This window comes from Microbacterium sp. Y-01, assembly GCF_003856715.1.
Classification (GTDB): domain Bacteria; phylum Actinomycetota; class Actinomycetes; order Actinomycetales; family Microbacteriaceae; genus Microbacterium; species Microbacterium algeriense.
This window is the reverse complement of record NZ_CP024170.1, coordinates 1,916,317-1,932,410: the sequence shown is the minus strand read 5'-3', so window position 1 is coordinate 1,932,410 and position 16,094 is coordinate 1,916,317. Positions and strand designations below refer to the sequence as shown.

Below are 16,094 nucleotides of genomic sequence, written 5' to 3'. Positions count from 1 at the left end.
CCGCGGCCTCTCGGATCTCCGTCCTCCCAGAAAGCTGAACACACGTGGCTTCATCCTCTCCCGTCCGCCACGCCTGGCGGGTCCTCCTCGGCCTGCTCCTCGTGACGGGCGTGCTCTTCGGAATCAACTCGCTGGGCGTGTACGTCTTCAAGGACAGCAACGGCGAGGCCGCGAGCTCCTGGACACCGGAGCTCGCGCTCGATCTCCAGGGCGGCACCCAGATCGTCCTCAGCGCGGAGACGGAGGACGGGGCAGCGCCCTCGCAGGAGCAGCTGGACCAGGCGGCGGCCATCATCCGTCAGCGCGTCGACGCGTCCGGTGTCGCCGAGGCGGACATCACGACCGAGGGCGGACAGAACATCGTCGTCCAGATCCCCGGCGAGGCGGACGCGCAGACCCGGGAGCGGATCCAGTCCAGCGCGCAGCTGGAGTTCCGTCCGGTGCTGTTCACCGACGCGGCGAGCACCGAGTTCGTCGGGGAGGACGGCAACTCGACGCCGTTCCCAACCCCCGACCCCTCGCTGAACGCGACGCCGACGGCGACGCCGACGGACGCGAGCGACCTGTCGTGGGTGACCGAGAAGCTGGCCGCGGAGTTCCAGGCCTACGACTGCGCGAACCCGGACAACGACCCCGCGCGTGCGCCGAAGGATCAGCCGGTCATCGCGTGCTCGCCGGACGACACGCAGAAGTTCATCCTCGGCCCGGCCGAGCTCGACGGCACGGCCATCACGGACGCGACCGCGGGTCGCGACCCGAAGTCGGGCGCCTGGATCGTGCAGCTGACCATGAACGGCGAGGGCGCCGACGCCTTCGGCAAGGTGAGCACGCGTCTGAACCAGAACCGCATCGACGGGCTCTCGCCCCGCGACCAGTTCGCGTTCGTGCTCGACGGCGACGTGATCAGTGCGCCCCGCATGAACGGGCAGATCCTCGACGGCCGTCCCAGCATCTCGGGCAGCTTCACGCAGGAGACCGCGACCACGCTCGCCGACCAGCTCAAGTTCGGCGCCCTGCCGCTCAGCTTCACGGTGCAGAGCTCCGACACGATCTCCGCGACCCTGGGAACGCAGCAGCTGCAGATCGGCCTGATCGCGGGGCTCATCGGTCTCGCGCTCGTAGCGATCTACTCCCTGATCGTCTACCGCGCGCTCGGTTCGGTGATCATCGCCTCCATCGCGGTGATGGCGATCCTGACCTACATCATCATCTGCATCCTGGCCTGGCGCATCGGGTTCCGTCTGTCGCTCGCGGGCGTCGCCGGTCTGATCGTCTCGATCGGATTCACCGCCGACTCGTTCATCGTGTACTTCGAGCGAATACGAGACGAGCTGCGCGACGGCAAGTCCATCACCGCCGCGGTGGAGGACGGCTGGGGCCGCGCGAAGCGGACGATCTACATCTCCAAGTCGATCAACATCCTCGCGGCCGTCGTGCTCTACATCCTCGCGGACGCGACCGTGAAGGGCTTCGCCTTCACCCTCGGACTCACCACCCTCATCGACGTGTTCATCTTCGTGATCTTCACGCACCCGGTGATGCAGCTGCTCGCCAGGACCCGCTTCTTCGGCGGCGGGCACAAGCTCTCGGGTCTGGATCCGGAGGCGCTGGGCGCGGTGTACCGCAGCCGGTCGCAGTACCGCGAGGTGGCCACCACCTCCGCCGGTCGCGGAGCGCGGAACGCGCGCTCCCGTGGCGAGGCGGACCGCAGACAGACCATCGCCGAACGCAAGCGGGCGGAAGCCCTCGCGGGCGAGAGACAGAACAACGCCGGAAGTGAGGGAGACGCCTGATGCCTTCCATGAATGAGTTCGGCAACAACCTGTACTCGGGGAAGACCTCCTTCCCGTTCGTCGGCAAGCGCCGCCTGTGGTTCATCATCGCGATCGTCCTGGTCGTCGGCTCGGCCCTGGTCCCGCTCTTCCGTCCCGTCCAGTTCTCCATCGAGTTCACGGGCGGTTCGCAGTTCACGGTGCAGGCTCCCGACACCGTCGAGCAGGACACCGCGACGACCGCCGTGCAGTCCGTCGTCCCTGGGGCGGCCACCAAGGTCGTCGTCGTGAACGACCGGGACATCCGCGTCCAGACCGACCAGATGAGCGCCGAGGAGACCCAGCAGGTGGCTGAGGCCCTCGCCGACGCGTACGGCGTCGAGGCGTCGGCCGTGACCTCGTCGTTCATCGGCCCGGCCTGGGGCGAGAACGTCACCAAGCAGTCCCTCTGGGGACTCGCGATCTTCCTGGCGCTGACGTTCCTGATCCTGGCGATCTACTTCCGCACCTGGAAGATGTCGGCTGCGGCCATCATCGGCCTGCTCGACGTGCTCGTCATCACGGTGGGCGTGTACGCGCTGGCCGGCTTCGAGATCTCTCCGGCGGCGGTGATCGGCTTCCTGACGATCCTCGCGTACTCGCTGTACGACACGACGGTGGTGTTCGACAAGATCCGGGAGAACACGACGGAGGACGGGGAGAAGTCCGCGCGGCTGTTCGGCGAATCGGTGAACCTCGCTGTCAACCAGACCCTCGTGCGATCGATCAACACCTCGGTCGTCGCTGCCCTCCCGGTCGGCGCGGTGCTCTTCATCGGCGCCTTCTGGCTGGGTGCGGAGTCGCTCACCGACATCTCGCTGTCGATCTTCGTCGGCATCCTCGTGGCGACGTATTCGACGCTCTTCGTGGCGGCGCCGTTGTACTCGCTCTTCCGCGAGAACGAACCGCAGCTCAAGGCACGCGACGCCCGCATCCGCGAGGCTCGCAGCCGGGCCTCGGTCGAGGCCTGATCGAGCTCCTGAGCGGGAGCTCGTCCCGCTCAGGACGCGTAGGATGAACTGATCGGGAGGTTGGGTTGATGGCGGAACCGCAGACATCGACGCAGGGTTCGAGTCTGCGACGGCTGGTTCCCCGCATCTTCTCCCGCGCGTCCAGGATCAACGATCTGGACAACCTGATCCGCACCGTGCGTGCGAACCACCCCAAGGGTGACTTCTCCGTCATCTCGCGCGCCTACGCGGTCGCGAAGGAGAAGCACGAGGGCCAGAAGCGCCAGAGCGGCGAGCCGTACATCACGCACCCGCTCGCGGTCGCCCAGATCCTGGCGGAACTCGGACTCGGACCACGGGCCATCGCCGCTGCGCTGCTGCACGACACCGTCGAGGACACCGGCTACGCGCTGACCGACCTGACCGCCGAGTTCGGCGACGAGGTGGCGATGCTCGTCGACGGCGTCACGAAGCTCGACAAGGTCAAGTACGGCGAGAGCGCGCAGGCGGAGACGGTCCGCAAGATGATCGTGGCGATGTCGAAGGACATCCGCGTGCTGCTCATCAAGCTGGCCGACCGCCTGCACAACGCCCGCACCTGGGGTTTCGTCCCGCCCGAGAAGGCCTCGAAGAAGGCCAAGGAGACGCTGGAGATCTACGCGCCCCTGGCCAACCGGCTCGGTATCCAGGCGATCAAGTCCGAGCTGGAGGACCTGTCGTTCGCGGTGCTGCACCCCAAGATCTACAACGAGATCCACAGCCTCATCGCGCAGCGCACCCCGCAGCGCGAGAAGTACCTGAACCAGGTCGTCGAGGAGATCGACGAGGACCTGCGCGATCTCCGCATCCGCGGCAAGGTCGTCGGTCGCCCCAAGCAGCTCTACTCGGTGTATCAGAAGATGGTCATCCGTGGGCGTGAGTTCGACGACATCTACGACCTGATCGGGATCCGTGTGATCGTCGGGTCGGTCCGCGACTGCTACGCCGTGCTCGGTGCCATCCACGCGCGCTGGACGCCGTTGCCCGGCCGGTTCAAGGACTACATCGCCACCCCGAAGTTCAACCTCTACCAGTCGCTGCACACGACCGTGATCGGCCCCTCGGGTCGGACGGTCGAGATCCAGATCCGCACGCACGAGATGCATCAGCAGGCCGAGTACGGTGTGGCCGCGCACTGGATGTACAAGGAGCGGATGAACGGCGGCGGCAAGACCGAGGTGCGCGCGTCCGACACGGACATGGCGTGGCTCGCGCACATCTCCGACTGGCAGGCTGAGACCGCCGACCCGGGGGAGTTCCTCGATTCGCTCCGGTTCGAGATCGGTGCGAAGGAGGTCTACGTCTTCACCCCCAAGGGCAGGGTGATCGGGCTTCCCGCAGGCGCGACTCCCGTGGACTTCGCGTACGCCGTGCACACCGAGATCGGTCACCGCACGATGGGCGCGAAGGTGAACGGTCGTCTGGTTCCCCTGGAGTCGGAGCTGAAGAGCGGCGACGTCGTCGAGGTGTTCACCTCGAAGAACCCCGACGCCGGTCCGAGCCAGGATTGGCTCGGCTTCGTCGCGAGCACGCGCGCCCGCAACAAGATCCGCGGCTGGTTCACCAAGGAGCGTCGCGAGGAGGCGATCGAGCAGGGCAAGGAGGCGATCGCCCGCGCGATGCGCCGACAGAACCTTCCGCTGCAGCGTCTGATGAACCAGGACTCGTTCGCCGAAGTCGCGCGCGGGATGCACTACGAGGACGTGTCGGCTCTCTACGCCGCCGTCGGCGAGGGGCACGTCTCCACGCAGTCCGTGCTGGAGAAGGTGACCGCTCTCGTGGCGGCCGACGATCCGACCACCGGCCCCATCGACCTGCCGGGGAGCGTGCAGACGCGCGAGCCCCGTTCGGGCGACTCCGGCGTCCTCGTCCGCGGCGCCAATGACATCCTCGTCAAGCTCGCGAAGTGCTGCACGCCCGTGCCGGGTGACCCCATCGTCGGGTTCGTGACGCGCGGCAGCGGGGTCTCTGTGCACCGCTCGGACTGCGTCAACGTCAAGGCGTTGAGTGCGGAGGAGGACCGCTTCGTCGAGGTGTCGTGGGCACCGACGAAGAAGAGCGTTTTCCGGGTGCAGATCCAGGTCGAGGCCCTCGACCGCTCCGGACTGCTGTCCGACGTCACCAGGGTGCTGAGCGAGCACCATGTGAACATCCTCTCGGCGACGGTCACCACGACGGACGAGCGCCTCGCGCTGAGCCGCTTCGTCTTCGAGATGGGCGATGCCGTGCACCTGGACCGCGTGCTGAACGCTGTGCGACGCATCGACGCGGTGTACGACGTGTACCGCGTCACCTCGTCCTGAGGGCGAGTCGCTCCAGCGCAGCCAAGCCCGCGCGGCTCCCCGGTACGCGACGCATCGCGCGCAGAGTTTCCGCCGCCCCGTCGGGCGTGCCGGGGCACGCGAGGGCGAGGCGGTCCATCCACCACAGCACACGCGGGTCGCGGTGCAGTGCCGTCGCGAGGTCGAGCATGGTCCGCGTCGGCGTGGTCACGAGGACGCCGCCGAGAGGCGTCACCGCGGAGGCGGGCACCCTCGTGTCGTGGAAGACGACCCGAGCGGTTCTCGACACACGGATGCGACGCTCGACGCAGCGGCGCACATGGTGAACGATCGGCGGCGCGTCTCCCGCTCCGTGGACCCAGGCCGCCGACGGCCCCGCCGCGGCGGCGCCGACCGGGATCAGGCGCGCGATCGTGCTGGCGCGGAGTGCGGCGGTCTCCACGAGATCCGCGGGCACGTACGCGTCTCCCAGGTCGAAGACATGACCGTCGAGACGGGCCGCACTCAATTCGGGCAGGCTCAGTCGCTCGCCGGGGAGATACAGGAACGCGGGGTGCACCACGCCAGTCTGGCGCAGTCCACCCCGCGTCCTCCGCGGTCGCGGACGAGCTGTGGAGAACCGATCAGCCGCCGAGAGCGCTCAGCCAGGCACGACGCGCCTCGAGGGCGTCCGCCGCGGCCTTGGCCGCCTTCTTGTCGCCGGCCTTCTCGGCTGCCGCGAGCTCCGCTTCGAGCTTCTCGATGGCCTCGAGCAGCTGCGAGCTCATGTCGTTCGCACGAGCCTTCGTCTCGGGGTTGTTCTTCTTCCAGTCGACGTCCTCACGACCCTTGAGCGCCTGCTCGATCGCACGGAGCCGGTCGTCGAGCGCGCGCTCCTTCTCCCGGGGGAAGATGCGACCGATCTCGTCCCACTGGCGCTGGATGCGCGTCAGCAGAGCGCGGGCACGCTTGATGTTGGGTTCGTCGGCGACCGCCTTGGCCTCCTCGAGGAGAGCTTCGCGTGCCTCGATCTTCGGAGCGGAGTCCGCCTCCTCGGCTGCGGCCTGCTCTGCGCGCGCGGCGTAGAGCGCATCGCCTGCCGCCTTGAACCGCGCCCAGAGCGCGTCGTCGGCCTTGCGGCCGGCCCGGCCGGATGCCTTCCATTCGTCGAGCAGGTTGCGGTAGGCGGGGATGCCGTCCGTACCACGCGGGGCGAGAGCCTCGGCGCGCTCCACGAGGCGCGTCTTGGCGTCGCGGGCCGCTTTGTGGGCGTCGTCGAGTTCCGAGTAGAAGGCGCGGCGCTGCTTGTCGACCACGGCGCGTGCATCGCGGAAACGCTTCCAGAGCTGCTGGGAGACGCCCTTGGAGAGGCGAGGTCCGGTCTGCTGCTGCGCCTGCCAGGTGTCGAACAGCTCGCCCATCTCGGCGGTGACCTGCTTCCACTGCACCTTGCTGAGGTCCCGGGCGGCGATGGCCTCGGCCCGCTCGACGAGGGCGGTGCGCTCGGCGATCGCCCGGTCGAGGAGCTCCTTGGCCTGCTGGGCCTCCTGCTCGGTGGCCTCCGACAGCGAGGAGGTGAGAGCGGTCAGACGATCGCGCAGTCCGGCGAGGTCGCCCACGGCCGCGGCGTCGGTCGCCTCATCGATCAGGTGGGCGGCCTGCTTGGCGAGGTCGCTCGCGGACGCTCCACCGGCCTGGTGGCGCTGCTCCAGCGCGGTGACCTTGAACGCGATGTCGTCGAACTTGCGGACGAAGTAGGCGAGTGCCTCGTCCGGGGTTCCGTCGGGATACTGCCCGACGACGCGCCAGGCCTCACCCTCCTTGACCTCGACGGTGCCGTCTTCGGAGACGCGGCCCCATTCGGCGGACGTCGACGAGGACGAGGGCACCGGCGCGGCCGGGGCGACGGACGCCGGCGTGGGCGCCTTTCGCGGCATCGGCACGGCGGGGGGTGCGGGGACGGGCGGAGTCGGCTTCGAAGGCTCGTTGGCAGACACGTGATTCTCCTTGCGCGGTCGGGCCGCGGGAGGCGGAAAGGACGAGGCTCAGCCTAGTACGCGTCGCGGGACGGCGCCGGACCGTCTCCGACGCGCACCTCACAAGACCGTTATGCAGTTGTGAGCAGAACGTTCGATCGGCGTAACACCTGCCGGACTTTCGGCGAAACACCGCATCTCTAGCGTCGAGTCCACGGACAGAGGAGGGCGCGTGGTCGTTCGGGAGAGCACATCGTCGGATGTCGTCGTGGTGGGCGCGGGGATGGTCGCGCATCGATTCGTCGAGAGCCTGCTCCGCAGCGATGCGGCGAGCCCGACCGTGACCGTGATCGGGGAGGAGGCGCGCGCGCCGTACGACCGTGTCGCCCTGACCTCGTCGTTCTCGGGCGCGACCGACGAGGACCTCGCGCTCGACACCGGGATCCTCGCGGACGAACGGGTGCGCTTCCTCGGCGACGACCGTGTGGTCGGCATCGATCGGTCGCGCCGGACGGTGCGCACGGCGTCCGGGGTCGTGCACTCCTATGGGACACTCGTCCTCGCGACGGGCTCGTACGCGATGCGCCCGGCCGTCGACGGCGCGGAACTCCCCGGCTGCTTCGTCTACCGCACGCTCGACGATGTCGCAGCGATCAGGGAGTTCGTCGCGCGACGCGCGGAGCGCCTCGGCCGTCCGCTGCGCGGGACCGTCATCGGCGGCGGCCTCCTCGGCCTGGAGGCGGCGGGGGCCCTGCAGGGGCTCGACGTCGCATGCACCGTCGTCCAGTCGTCCGACCGCCTGATGTCCGCGCAGCTCGACCTGGCCGGTGGGACGATCCTGCGCCGTCTCATCGAGACGAAGGGCATCGACGTGCGCACGAACGCGCGGACGACGCGCCTCGATCCGGATGCGTCCGGAGCGGTGGCGGCGCTCCAGTTCCAGGACGGCAGCATGCACGCCACCGACATCGTCGTCTTCACCGTCGGCGTGCGGCCGCAGGACACCCTCGCCCGGCACGCGCAGCTCGCGGTGCATCCGTCCGGGGGAGTGCTGATCGACTCCCGCTGCCGCACGGCGGACGAGCACATCCTGGCGATCGGGGAGGTGGCGAATTTCGAGGGGCGCGCGGTCGGGCTCGTGGCGCCCGGCTACGCGATGGCCGAGGTCGCTGCGACGCGGCTGCTCGGCGGTGACGCGACCTTCCCCGGGTTCGACGACTCGACGAAGCTCAAACTCTCCGGCGTCGACGTCGCGAGCTTCGGCGACGCCATGGCAGTGACGCCGAACGCGCTCGACGTCGTCTACACCGACCCGGTCAACGGCGTCTACAAGAAGCTCGTCCTCTCCGACGACGCCAAGACCCTGCTCGGAGGGATCCTGGTCGGCGATGCGTCAGCGTACGGATCGCTCCGCCCCCTCGTGGGCGCCCCCCTCGGAGGTGACCCTGCGGCCTACCTGATGCCCGAGGGCGGCGTCGCCCTCCCGGATGACGAGCTGCCCGCGGATGCCGTCGTGTGCTCGTGCTCGAATGTGACGGCCGGGCGCATCCGGGACGCGGTCCGCACCGACGGATGCGCGGACGCCGCGTCCGTCAAGGCGTGCACCAAGGCCGGTGCCACCTGCGGCTCCTGCCTGTTCACCGTCAAGAAGATCGTGGGGCAGGAGCTCGCGAAGCTGGGCCAGGCGACGTCGGACGCCCTGTGCGAGCACTTCGCGATGTCACGCCGCCAGCTGTTCGATGCCGTGCGCGTATCCGAACTGTCGACGTTCAGCGCGATCATCGCCCGATTCGGCACCGGGCGGGGCTGCGATGTCTGCAAGCCCGCTCTCGCCAGCATCCTGGCTGTGCTCGTCGGCGACCACGTCCTCGACGGCGAGAACGCGGCGCTGCAGGACACCAACGACCATGTGATGGCCAACATGCAGAAGGACGGCACCTACTCGGTGGTGCCGCGCATGCCGGGCGGGGAGGTCACCCCTGCCGGACTCATCGCGATCGGCAGCATCGCGGAGTCGTTCGGGCTGTACACGAAGATCACGGGCGGTCAACGGATCGACATGTTCGGAGCCCGGCTCGAGCAGCTGCCGCAGATCTGGCGTCAGCTCGTCGACGCGGGCTTCGAATCGGGGCAGGCCTACGGCAAGGCGCTGCGCACCGTGAAGTCGTGCGTCGGGTCCACCTGGTGCCGTTACGGGGTCCTGGACGCCGTCGGGATGGCCGTGCGCCTCGAGCTGCGGTACCGAGGCCTCCGCTCCCCGCACAAGCTCAAGGTCGGGGTATCGGGGTGCGCACGGGAGTGTGCGGAGGCGCGCTCGAAGGACGTGGGCGTCATCGCCACCGAGACCGGCTGGAACATGTACGTGGGCGGCAACGGCGGGTTCTCACCGCGACATGCCGAGCTCCTGGCCTCGGGGCTGGACGACGACGGGCTGATCCGTGCGATCGACCGCTTCTTCATGTACTACATCCGGACCGCCGACCGGCTGCAGCGCACCGCAGGCTGGTGCGCGGAGCTCGACGGCGGACTCGACGGGCTCCGGGCCGTGATCTTCGAGGACAGTCTCGGGGTCTGCGACGATCTGGACGCCGCCATGAGTCGGCACGTCGACCGCTACGAGGACGAGTGGGCGGCGACGCTCCGCGACCCCGCCAAGCTCCGACGGTTCGAGTCGTTCGTCAACGCGACCGACACCCCGGACCCGTCGTTGGCCTACGTGGCCGAACGCGGGCAGGTGCGGCCGGCCACGGCGGAGGAGCGCGCCGACGGCGCCGTCCGCATCGCCGGCACCACGCTGGAGGTGCGCCGATGACTCTCGAGACGGCGGCACGGGTGCGGGTATGCGCTCTGAGCGACCTCGAGGTGGAACGCGGCAGGGCCGCGCTGTTCGGGACCGTCCAGATCGCGCTGTTCCTGCTCGCCGACGGCTCGGTGCATGCCGTCTCCAACCTCGACCCGTACAGCGGCGCCCACGTGATGTCACGGGGCATCGTGGGGAGCCGAGGCGACGTGCCGACACTGGCCTCGCCCATGCACAAGCAGGTGTTCGATCTGCGCACCGGTGTCTGCATCGACACGCAGGGCAGGGACGCGGCTGCGCTCCGGGTGTGGACCGTGACCGTGGTGGACGGGAATGTGGAGTTGGACGCGGAGGAGATCCGATGACCGTGATGCTCGGGGTCGATCTCGAAGGACGAGATGTTCTGCTGGTGGGCGGCGGTACGGTCGCGGCGAAGCGGCTCCGGCGCTTCCTCGGCGAGGGCGCTCGGGTGCGGGTGGTCGCCCCCGAGGTGCACGCGGACATCGCCGCCCTCGTGGCGCAGGGACGGGTCGCCTGGGCTTCGCGTCGCTTCCGCGGAGCAGATCTGTCCGGCGCGTGGCTGGTGCACGTCGCGACGGGCGAGGCTCGCCTCGACCGAAGGATCGCGGAGCGCTGCGCGCGCCGTCGTATCCTGTGCATCAACGCCTCGGACGGTGCGCACGGGTCGACCAGGCTCACCGCGCAGGCGGAGATCGGGGATGTCACGGTCGCGGTGACGAGCACCGTCGGCGCCGACCCGCGGCGGTCGGTGGCGGTGCGCGATGCGATCGTCGAGCTCGTCGCCGCGGGCTCGCTGCCGCTCCGACGGCGCCGCCCCGGGCGCATCGGCCGCGTCGACCTCGTCGGCGGCGGTCCCGGCCCCGTCGATCTGATGACGGTCCGCGCACGACGCCTGATCGCAGAGGCCGACGTCCTCGTGATCGATCGGCTCGGGCCGGCCGAGGAGGTCGTGCGCGGGCTGGATGCCGACGTGGAGGTGATCGACGTGGGCAAACTCCCCGGGCGGCACGCAGTTCCCCAGGACGAGATCAACCGCATCATCGTCGCCCGCGCCGCCTCGGGCAGCCGTGTGGTCCGACTCAAGGGCGGCGATCCGTTCGTCTTCGGGCGCGGTGGCGAGGAGATGCAGGCGTGTCTCTCCGCCGGGATCCCGGTCGACGTCACCCCCGGGATATCCAGCGCCATCGCCGTTCCCCAGTCGGCCGGCATCCCGGTCACGCATCGGGGGACGGCAGCGGCCTTCCACGTCGTGAACGGCCACGGCGACGTCGGCGCGGCCACGCGCGCGGCGATGCTCGATCCGACCGTCACGACGATCGTGCTGATGGGCGTCGCGGCGCTCGAGCGCCTGGCCGCGACCGCGCTCGACGCCGGGGTGCCGGCGGACCGCCCCGTGGCCTTCGTCGAGAGCGGACACACGGACCGGCAGCGCACCACGCACACCACCCTCGGGGACGCCGTCGCGGACGCGCGGAGGATCGGTCTGCGCAATCCCGCGGTCATCGTGGTGGGGGAGGTCGCGAGCGCGAGGCTGTTGCTCCCCGCGGTCGAGACGGTCGGAGCGGACTCGGCGTGACGACCGGCACCGCGCTCACCCCGGTCCTGGCCGGCTGCACCATCGTCGTCGCCGCGGACCGGCGCTCCGGCGACCTCGTCTCGGCGCTGGAGCGTCGAGGAGGACAGGCATACCGGGCTCCGGCCCTGAGCATCATCCCGAACGAGGACGACGACGTCCTCATCGCACGCACGCGCGAGCTCATCGCGAGCCCTCCGGACATCGTCGTCGTGACGACCGGCGTGGGATTCCGCGGCTGGATCGACGCGGCGCACGAGAACGGCCTGGCCGAACAGCTCACGGTCGCACTCAGCCGCGCGCAGTTCGTCGCCCGCGGACCGAAGGCGCATGGCGCTATCCAGCAGGCGGGGTTCACCGCCGACTGGGTGGCCGAGTCGGAGACATCCGCCGAGGTGGGGGAGTACCTCACGGCGGACGGGGTGGCCGGCCGGCGCATCGCGATCCAGCATCACGGCGCCGGTGCGGACGGCCTCGACACCCTGCTGTCCTCCCGCGGAGCGGACGTGGTCAGCATCACCGTGTACCGCTGGGGACCGCCGCCCGACCCGCAGCTCCTGCATCGCTCCGTCGTCCAGGCCGGTGCCGGCGAAGCGGACGCGGTGCTGTTCACGTCGGCCCCCGGCGCCGCCGAGTGGGTCAGGACGGCCGTCCGCGCCGGCGTCATCGAGGCGATCCGGCGCCGCGCGGCCTCGGGACGCCTGCTGCTCGCGGCCGTCGGACCCATCACCGCGACCCCGCTCGACGAAGCCGGATTGCGCGTGACACTCGCCTCCCGCGGACGCCTCGGATCACTGGTGCGCTGCGTCGTCGATCACTACGCATCCGGCTCGGCTCCTCGGTTGCGCACTCCCGACGGCACGATGGAGATGCGCAGCGGCGGAGTCCTCCTCGACGGCGCCTTCGTGCCGCTCTCCCGGGCGGGAGCGAGCATCCTCGGCGAACTCTTCGACGCGGCGGGCGGCGTGCGCTCGCGGGAGCAGCTGGGCCTCGCGCTGCCGCGGGGCGGCGAGAGCGCGCACGCGGTGGAGATGGCGATCGCGCGACTGCGGGAGGCGCTCGGCGGAACCGGCGTGATCCAGACCATCGTCAAGCGCGGCTACCGACTCGCCGTGGAGGAACCCGCATGACCGTTCTCGTCGCCTGCTCGCACGGCACCGACTCGCCCATGGGGCGTCGTACCGTCGAGGAGCTGGTGGATCTCGTGCGCGACAGGATCCCGGACACACGGGTGGTGCAGGCGTTCGTCGATGTGCAGGAGCCGACGGTGGCGGAGATCGTGGACCGCGAGCAGTCGACCGCCGCGGTGGTCGTCGTTCCGCTCCTGCTGTCCGTCGGGTTCCACACCGCTGTCGACATCGCTCGTGCGGTGCGCCCGTACCCCGACGCGGGCCAGGGACAACCGCTGGGCACTCATCCGCTGATCGCTGAGGTGCACGAGGCACGGCTCCGCGCCGTCGTGCCTGGCGCCTGGCTTCCCGGGGATCACGTCGTCTTCGCTGCCGCGGGCTCCAGCAACCCGGCAGCGGTGACGGACGTCGAGACCGCGGCGGCGCATCTTCGGAGGCTGATCCCGGTCCCGGTGACGATCGGCTACGCCTCCGCCGCCGAACCCCGCATCGCCGATGCCGTGCACGCCGCGCGTGCGGCCGGAGCGACGAGGGTCATCGCCGTGAGTCACGTGCTGGCTCCCGGCTATTTCGCCGGGTTGGTGGAGCGCGCAGGAGCCGATATCGTCACCGCGCCCCTCGGGGCGGATGCGCGCGTCGCGGAGGTCGTCGTCGAACGGTTCCGCTCCGCGTGACGACGCGGTCTCCGGAAACGCCCGTGGGGTGGAGGCCTTAGCCTCCACCCCACGACGCTGCTCGCGGTCAGACGTGCGTCGGCTCCGGCAGGGGAGTGCTCTCCTCGGTGCGCCGCCTCTCGTCGGAGGTCAGAGCGGTGTCCACGGTGAGCGCCCGGCCGAGTCGTCCCGACCGGCCCGCGCTGCGGCCCTTCCGCGCCTTCGGCCGTCCGTGCGTCAGGTAGATCGGCAGACCGACGAAGAGCAGTCCGCCCACGAGATTGCCGACGACCGTGGGCAGTTCGTTCCAGATCAGGTAGTCCCACACGGTGAAGTCCGCCCCCATCAGCAGTCCGGACGGGAACAGGAACATGTTGACGATGGAGTGCTCGAACCCCATGTAGAAGAAGAGCATGATGGGCAGCCACATCGCGACGATCTTCCCGATCGTGCTGTCCGAGACCATCGCCAGCACGACTCCCGTGGAGACCATCCAGTTGCACAGAACGCCGCGGATGAAGAGGGTGAGCATGCCCGCTGCTCCGTGATCGGCGTATCCGACCGTGCGTCCGTGTCCGATCTCGCTGATGGCCTCGCCCACCGCACTCGGCGCGGTCGAGAAGCCGTAGGTGAAGTAGATCGCCATCAGGATCGCGACGAGGAAGGCGCCGCCGAAGTTGCCGAGGAACACCAGGCCCCAGTTGCGCATCAGCGCCCCCAGCGTGGCGCCGGGGCGTCGGTCGAGCACGGCGAGGGGCCCGAGGGTGAAGACGCCGGTCAGCAGGTCGTAGCCCAGCAGGTAGAGCATGACGAAGCCGACGGGGAAGAGGACGGCTCCGAGGAGCGGCTGCCCGGTCTGGGTGGACACCGTCACGGCGAACGCGGCGGCGATGGTGAGGAGAGCGGCACCCATGAACGCGCGGATCAGGGTGTCGCGGGTGGACAGCTGGAGTTTGTAGGCGCCGGCATCGACCATGCGGGTCGCGAGCTCGGCAGGCTTGACGTAGGACACAGGACCTCCACGGGGACGGGAGCACGGGTGCTCGACTGCCTCGATCATGGACGAGCGGCGTTTCCGGCGACCGCGCCGCAGGTTACGGATGTGGAGCGTTTCCCTCACTTCACCGAAGGCACGGTGTGAGGGCTTCGATCGGGACGTGCCAGCGGGTGGGCATCGTCATCGTTACCCATCCGTGATGCGATCGTTCGCCGTGCGAAACACGGCTCGTCACCTCCGGGAAACACGAGCGCTCTAGCGTCACCGGTACGGCACGAACGCCGCCGAAAGGAGCAGCCCGGATGATCGAACCATTCCCGACCGAGATCCTCGTCGTCGGAGCGGGAATGGCCGCGCAGCGTTTCGTGGCTCAGCTCCTCACCCGCGCCTCCGCTTCCGTGCGCATCACGGTCATCGGCGATGAGAATCGCGGCCCGTACGATCGCACCCGACTGCGGGAGCTGTTCCAGGGCGGCGCCGCGGAGGACCTGGCCCTGCCCTGCGCGGCGCTCGACGACGAGAGGGTCGAGGTGATCGCCGACGACAGGGTGCTGCGCATCGACCGCGGCGCCAAGACCGTTCGCACCCGCTCGCGGCGGGTTCTCCGCTACGACGCGCTGGTGCTGGCGACCGGCGCGTACGCCGCCAGGGTGGCCGTCGAGGGCGCCGGTCTGCCCGGGTGCTTCTCCTACCGGACGATCGACGACGCCGAGGGTCTCCGCGAGTTCGTCCGCGCTCGTCGCCTGGAGGTGCAGCGTGACCTCCGCGGTGTGGTCGTCGGGGGCGGCCCGCTCGGTCTCGGGGCGGCAGGGGCGCTGCAGGACATGGGGATCGACGCGACGGTGGTGCAATACGCCGATCGGCTGATGGAAGCCCAGCTGGACGGGACGGCCGGGACCATCGTGAAGCGGCATCTGCAGGCACGGGGCATCGCGGTCCGCACGGGGACCAGGGTGACGAGGATCGACCCGGACGAGTCGGGGGCCGTCACGGCGATCGAGTTCCAGGACGGTTCGTTCCAGCGTGTGGATGTCGTGATCTTCACGGTGGGGATGCGGGCGCGCGACGAACTCGCGCGGAACGCCGACATCGCGGTGCATCCGTACGGGGGGATCGTCGTCGACGAGGGCTGTCGGACGTCGGACCCTGCGGTGCTGGCGATCGGCGAGACGGCAAGCTTCGCCGGCCGTCGCGCCGGACGCCTCGCCTCCGCCTACGCCATGGCCGACGTCGCCGCCGGACGTCTCGTCGGCGAGACGCCGTCGTTCGCACCCCCCGACGAGTCCGCGGCCGTCACTCTCGCCGGGGTCGATGTCGCGAGTTTCGGGGATGCGCTCGCACGGACGCCGGATGCGGTCGACGTGCTCTACGCCGATCCGGTCGCGGGCGTCTACCGCAAGCTGGTGCTCGCCGAGGACGCGCACACCCTGCTGGGCGGCATCCTCGTCGGCGACGCCTCGGCCTACGGTTCACTCCGCCAGCTCGTGGGCGCCCAGCTCGGCGCCGACCCCGCGTCCTACGTCCTCCCCGCGCGCGGATGAGACGACGCGACTCTCATCACTCGGACGGCGTCTGCGTGGTGTCCGGGGACGGCGACTCGCTCGGAGCATCCGAAGGAGTGCTCGTCGGCGTGACGGACGGCGTCGGCGTCGGTTCCGGTGCGGTGACCTGGGCGTGGACGACCTGGCTGCCGATCGCCGCGACGACGATCAGGCCGCCGACGACGGCGGCGATCGTGTTGTCGCGCGCGCGACGGCGGATCTGGCCTTCATGCCAACGGGTGCGAGCAGTGTGCAGTCGTGCGCGCTCCGCCGACGTGCGCGCCTGTGCGTTTCTCGAACCGCGTGCGGCCATCCCTGGATCTCCCGTCCGACGTCGCGCCT

The 16,094-nt window shown here is 69.8% G+C and carries 13 protein-coding genes; 9 read left to right on the top strand and 4 right to left on the bottom strand.

Annotated elements, in window-relative coordinates:
* Nucleotides 1-44: 44 nt before the first annotated feature.
* From secD to CSX12_RS09075, 3 genes are all read left to right on the top strand, one after another.
* Nucleotides 45-1,793, top strand: a complete 1,749-nt coding sequence (secD, locus tag CSX12_RS09085) for a protein translocase subunit SecD (protein WP_124895573.1) — start codon at nucleotides 45-47, stop codon at nucleotides 1,791-1,793.
* Complete coding sequence (gene secF, locus CSX12_RS09080) at nucleotides 1,793-2,782, top strand: protein translocase subunit SecF (protein ID WP_026049721.1); 990 nt, start codon at nucleotides 1,793-1,795, stop codon at nucleotides 2,780-2,782. The genes secD and secF overlap by 1 nt, the downstream gene beginning before the upstream one ends.
* Nucleotides 2,783-2,850: 68 nt before the next feature.
* The gene (locus CSX12_RS09075; protein WP_124895572.1) at nucleotides 2,851-5,103 is read left to right on the top strand and encodes a bifunctional (p)ppGpp synthetase/guanosine-3',5'-bis(diphosphate) 3'-pyrophosphohydrolase; all 2,253 of its coding nucleotides are present in this window, start codon (nucleotides 2,851-2,853) and stop codon (nucleotides 5,101-5,103) included.
* On the opposite strand, the gene CSX12_RS09070 is transcribed toward CSX12_RS09075, so the two are convergent.
* Complete coding sequence (locus tag CSX12_RS09070; RefSeq protein WP_164479553.1) at nucleotides 5,090-5,641, bottom strand: type IV toxin-antitoxin system AbiEi family antitoxin; 552 nt, start codon at nucleotides 5,639-5,641, stop codon at nucleotides 5,090-5,092. The two genes, CSX12_RS09075 and CSX12_RS09070, sit on opposite strands and share 14 nt — an antisense overlap.
* A gap of 64 nt (nucleotides 5,642-5,705) precedes the next feature.
* Complete coding sequence (locus CSX12_RS09065) at nucleotides 5,706-7,058, bottom strand: DUF349 domain-containing protein (RefSeq protein WP_206427062.1); 1,353 nt, start codon at nucleotides 7,056-7,058, stop codon at nucleotides 5,706-5,708.
* Nucleotides 7,059-7,269: 211 nt separating this feature from the next.
* On the opposite strand from CSX12_RS09065, the gene nirB reads away from it, so the two are divergent.
* From nirB to CSX12_RS09040, 5 genes are read left to right on the top strand one after another with little or no spacing between them, the layout of a single operon-like run.
* Nucleotides 7,270-9,849, top strand: a complete 2,580-nt coding sequence (nirB, locus tag CSX12_RS09060; RefSeq protein ID WP_124895570.1) for a nitrite reductase large subunit NirB — start codon at nucleotides 7,270-7,272, stop codon at nucleotides 9,847-9,849.
* Nucleotides 9,846-10,202, top strand: a complete 357-nt coding sequence (gene nirD, locus CSX12_RS09055) for a nitrite reductase small subunit NirD (RefSeq protein WP_124895569.1) — start codon at nucleotides 9,846-9,848, stop codon at nucleotides 10,200-10,202. The genes nirB and nirD overlap by 4 nt, the downstream gene beginning before the upstream one ends.
* Nucleotides 10,199-11,434: a uroporphyrinogen-III C-methyltransferase gene (gene cobA / locus CSX12_RS09050; protein WP_124895568.1), complete on the top strand. Its 1,236-nt coding sequence runs from the start codon at nucleotides 10,199-10,201 to the stop codon at nucleotides 11,432-11,434. The genes nirD and cobA overlap by 4 nt, the downstream gene beginning before the upstream one ends.
* Nucleotides 11,431-12,561, top strand: a complete 1,131-nt coding sequence (locus CSX12_RS09045) for a uroporphyrinogen-III synthase (RefSeq protein ID WP_124895567.1) — start codon at nucleotides 11,431-11,433, stop codon at nucleotides 12,559-12,561. Before cobA ends, CSX12_RS09045 begins: the two co-directional genes overlap by 4 nt.
* Nucleotides 12,558-13,235 (top strand): CbiX/SirB N-terminal domain-containing protein, encoded by a 678-nt coding sequence (locus tag CSX12_RS09040; protein WP_124895566.1) that lies wholly within the window; start codon nucleotides 12,558-12,560, stop codon nucleotides 13,233-13,235. The genes CSX12_RS09045 and CSX12_RS09040 overlap by 4 nt, the downstream gene beginning before the upstream one ends.
* A 67-nt stretch (nucleotides 13,236-13,302) precedes the next feature.
* Here the strand turns inward: CSX12_RS09040 and CSX12_RS09035 are convergent, their stop codons facing one another.
* Entirely contained in the window at nucleotides 13,303-14,226 is a 924-nt protein-coding gene (locus CSX12_RS09035) for a formate/nitrite transporter family protein (RefSeq protein ID WP_124895565.1), read from the bottom strand.
* 287 nt (nucleotides 14,227-14,513) lie between these two features.
* Between CSX12_RS09035 and CSX12_RS09030 the strand changes: the two genes are divergently transcribed.
* Nucleotides 14,514-15,752 (top strand): FAD-dependent oxidoreductase, encoded by a 1,239-nt coding sequence (locus CSX12_RS09030; protein ID WP_124895564.1) that lies wholly within the window; start codon nucleotides 14,514-14,516, stop codon nucleotides 15,750-15,752.
* Nucleotides 15,753-15,768: 16 nt separating this feature from the next.
* On the opposite strand, the gene CSX12_RS09025 is transcribed toward CSX12_RS09030, so the two are convergent.
* Nucleotides 15,769-16,065: a hypothetical protein gene (locus CSX12_RS09025; RefSeq protein WP_017202150.1), complete on the bottom strand. Its 297-nt coding sequence runs from the start codon at nucleotides 16,063-16,065 to the stop codon at nucleotides 15,769-15,771.
* Between the last annotated feature and the right edge of the window lie 29 nt (nucleotides 16,066-16,094).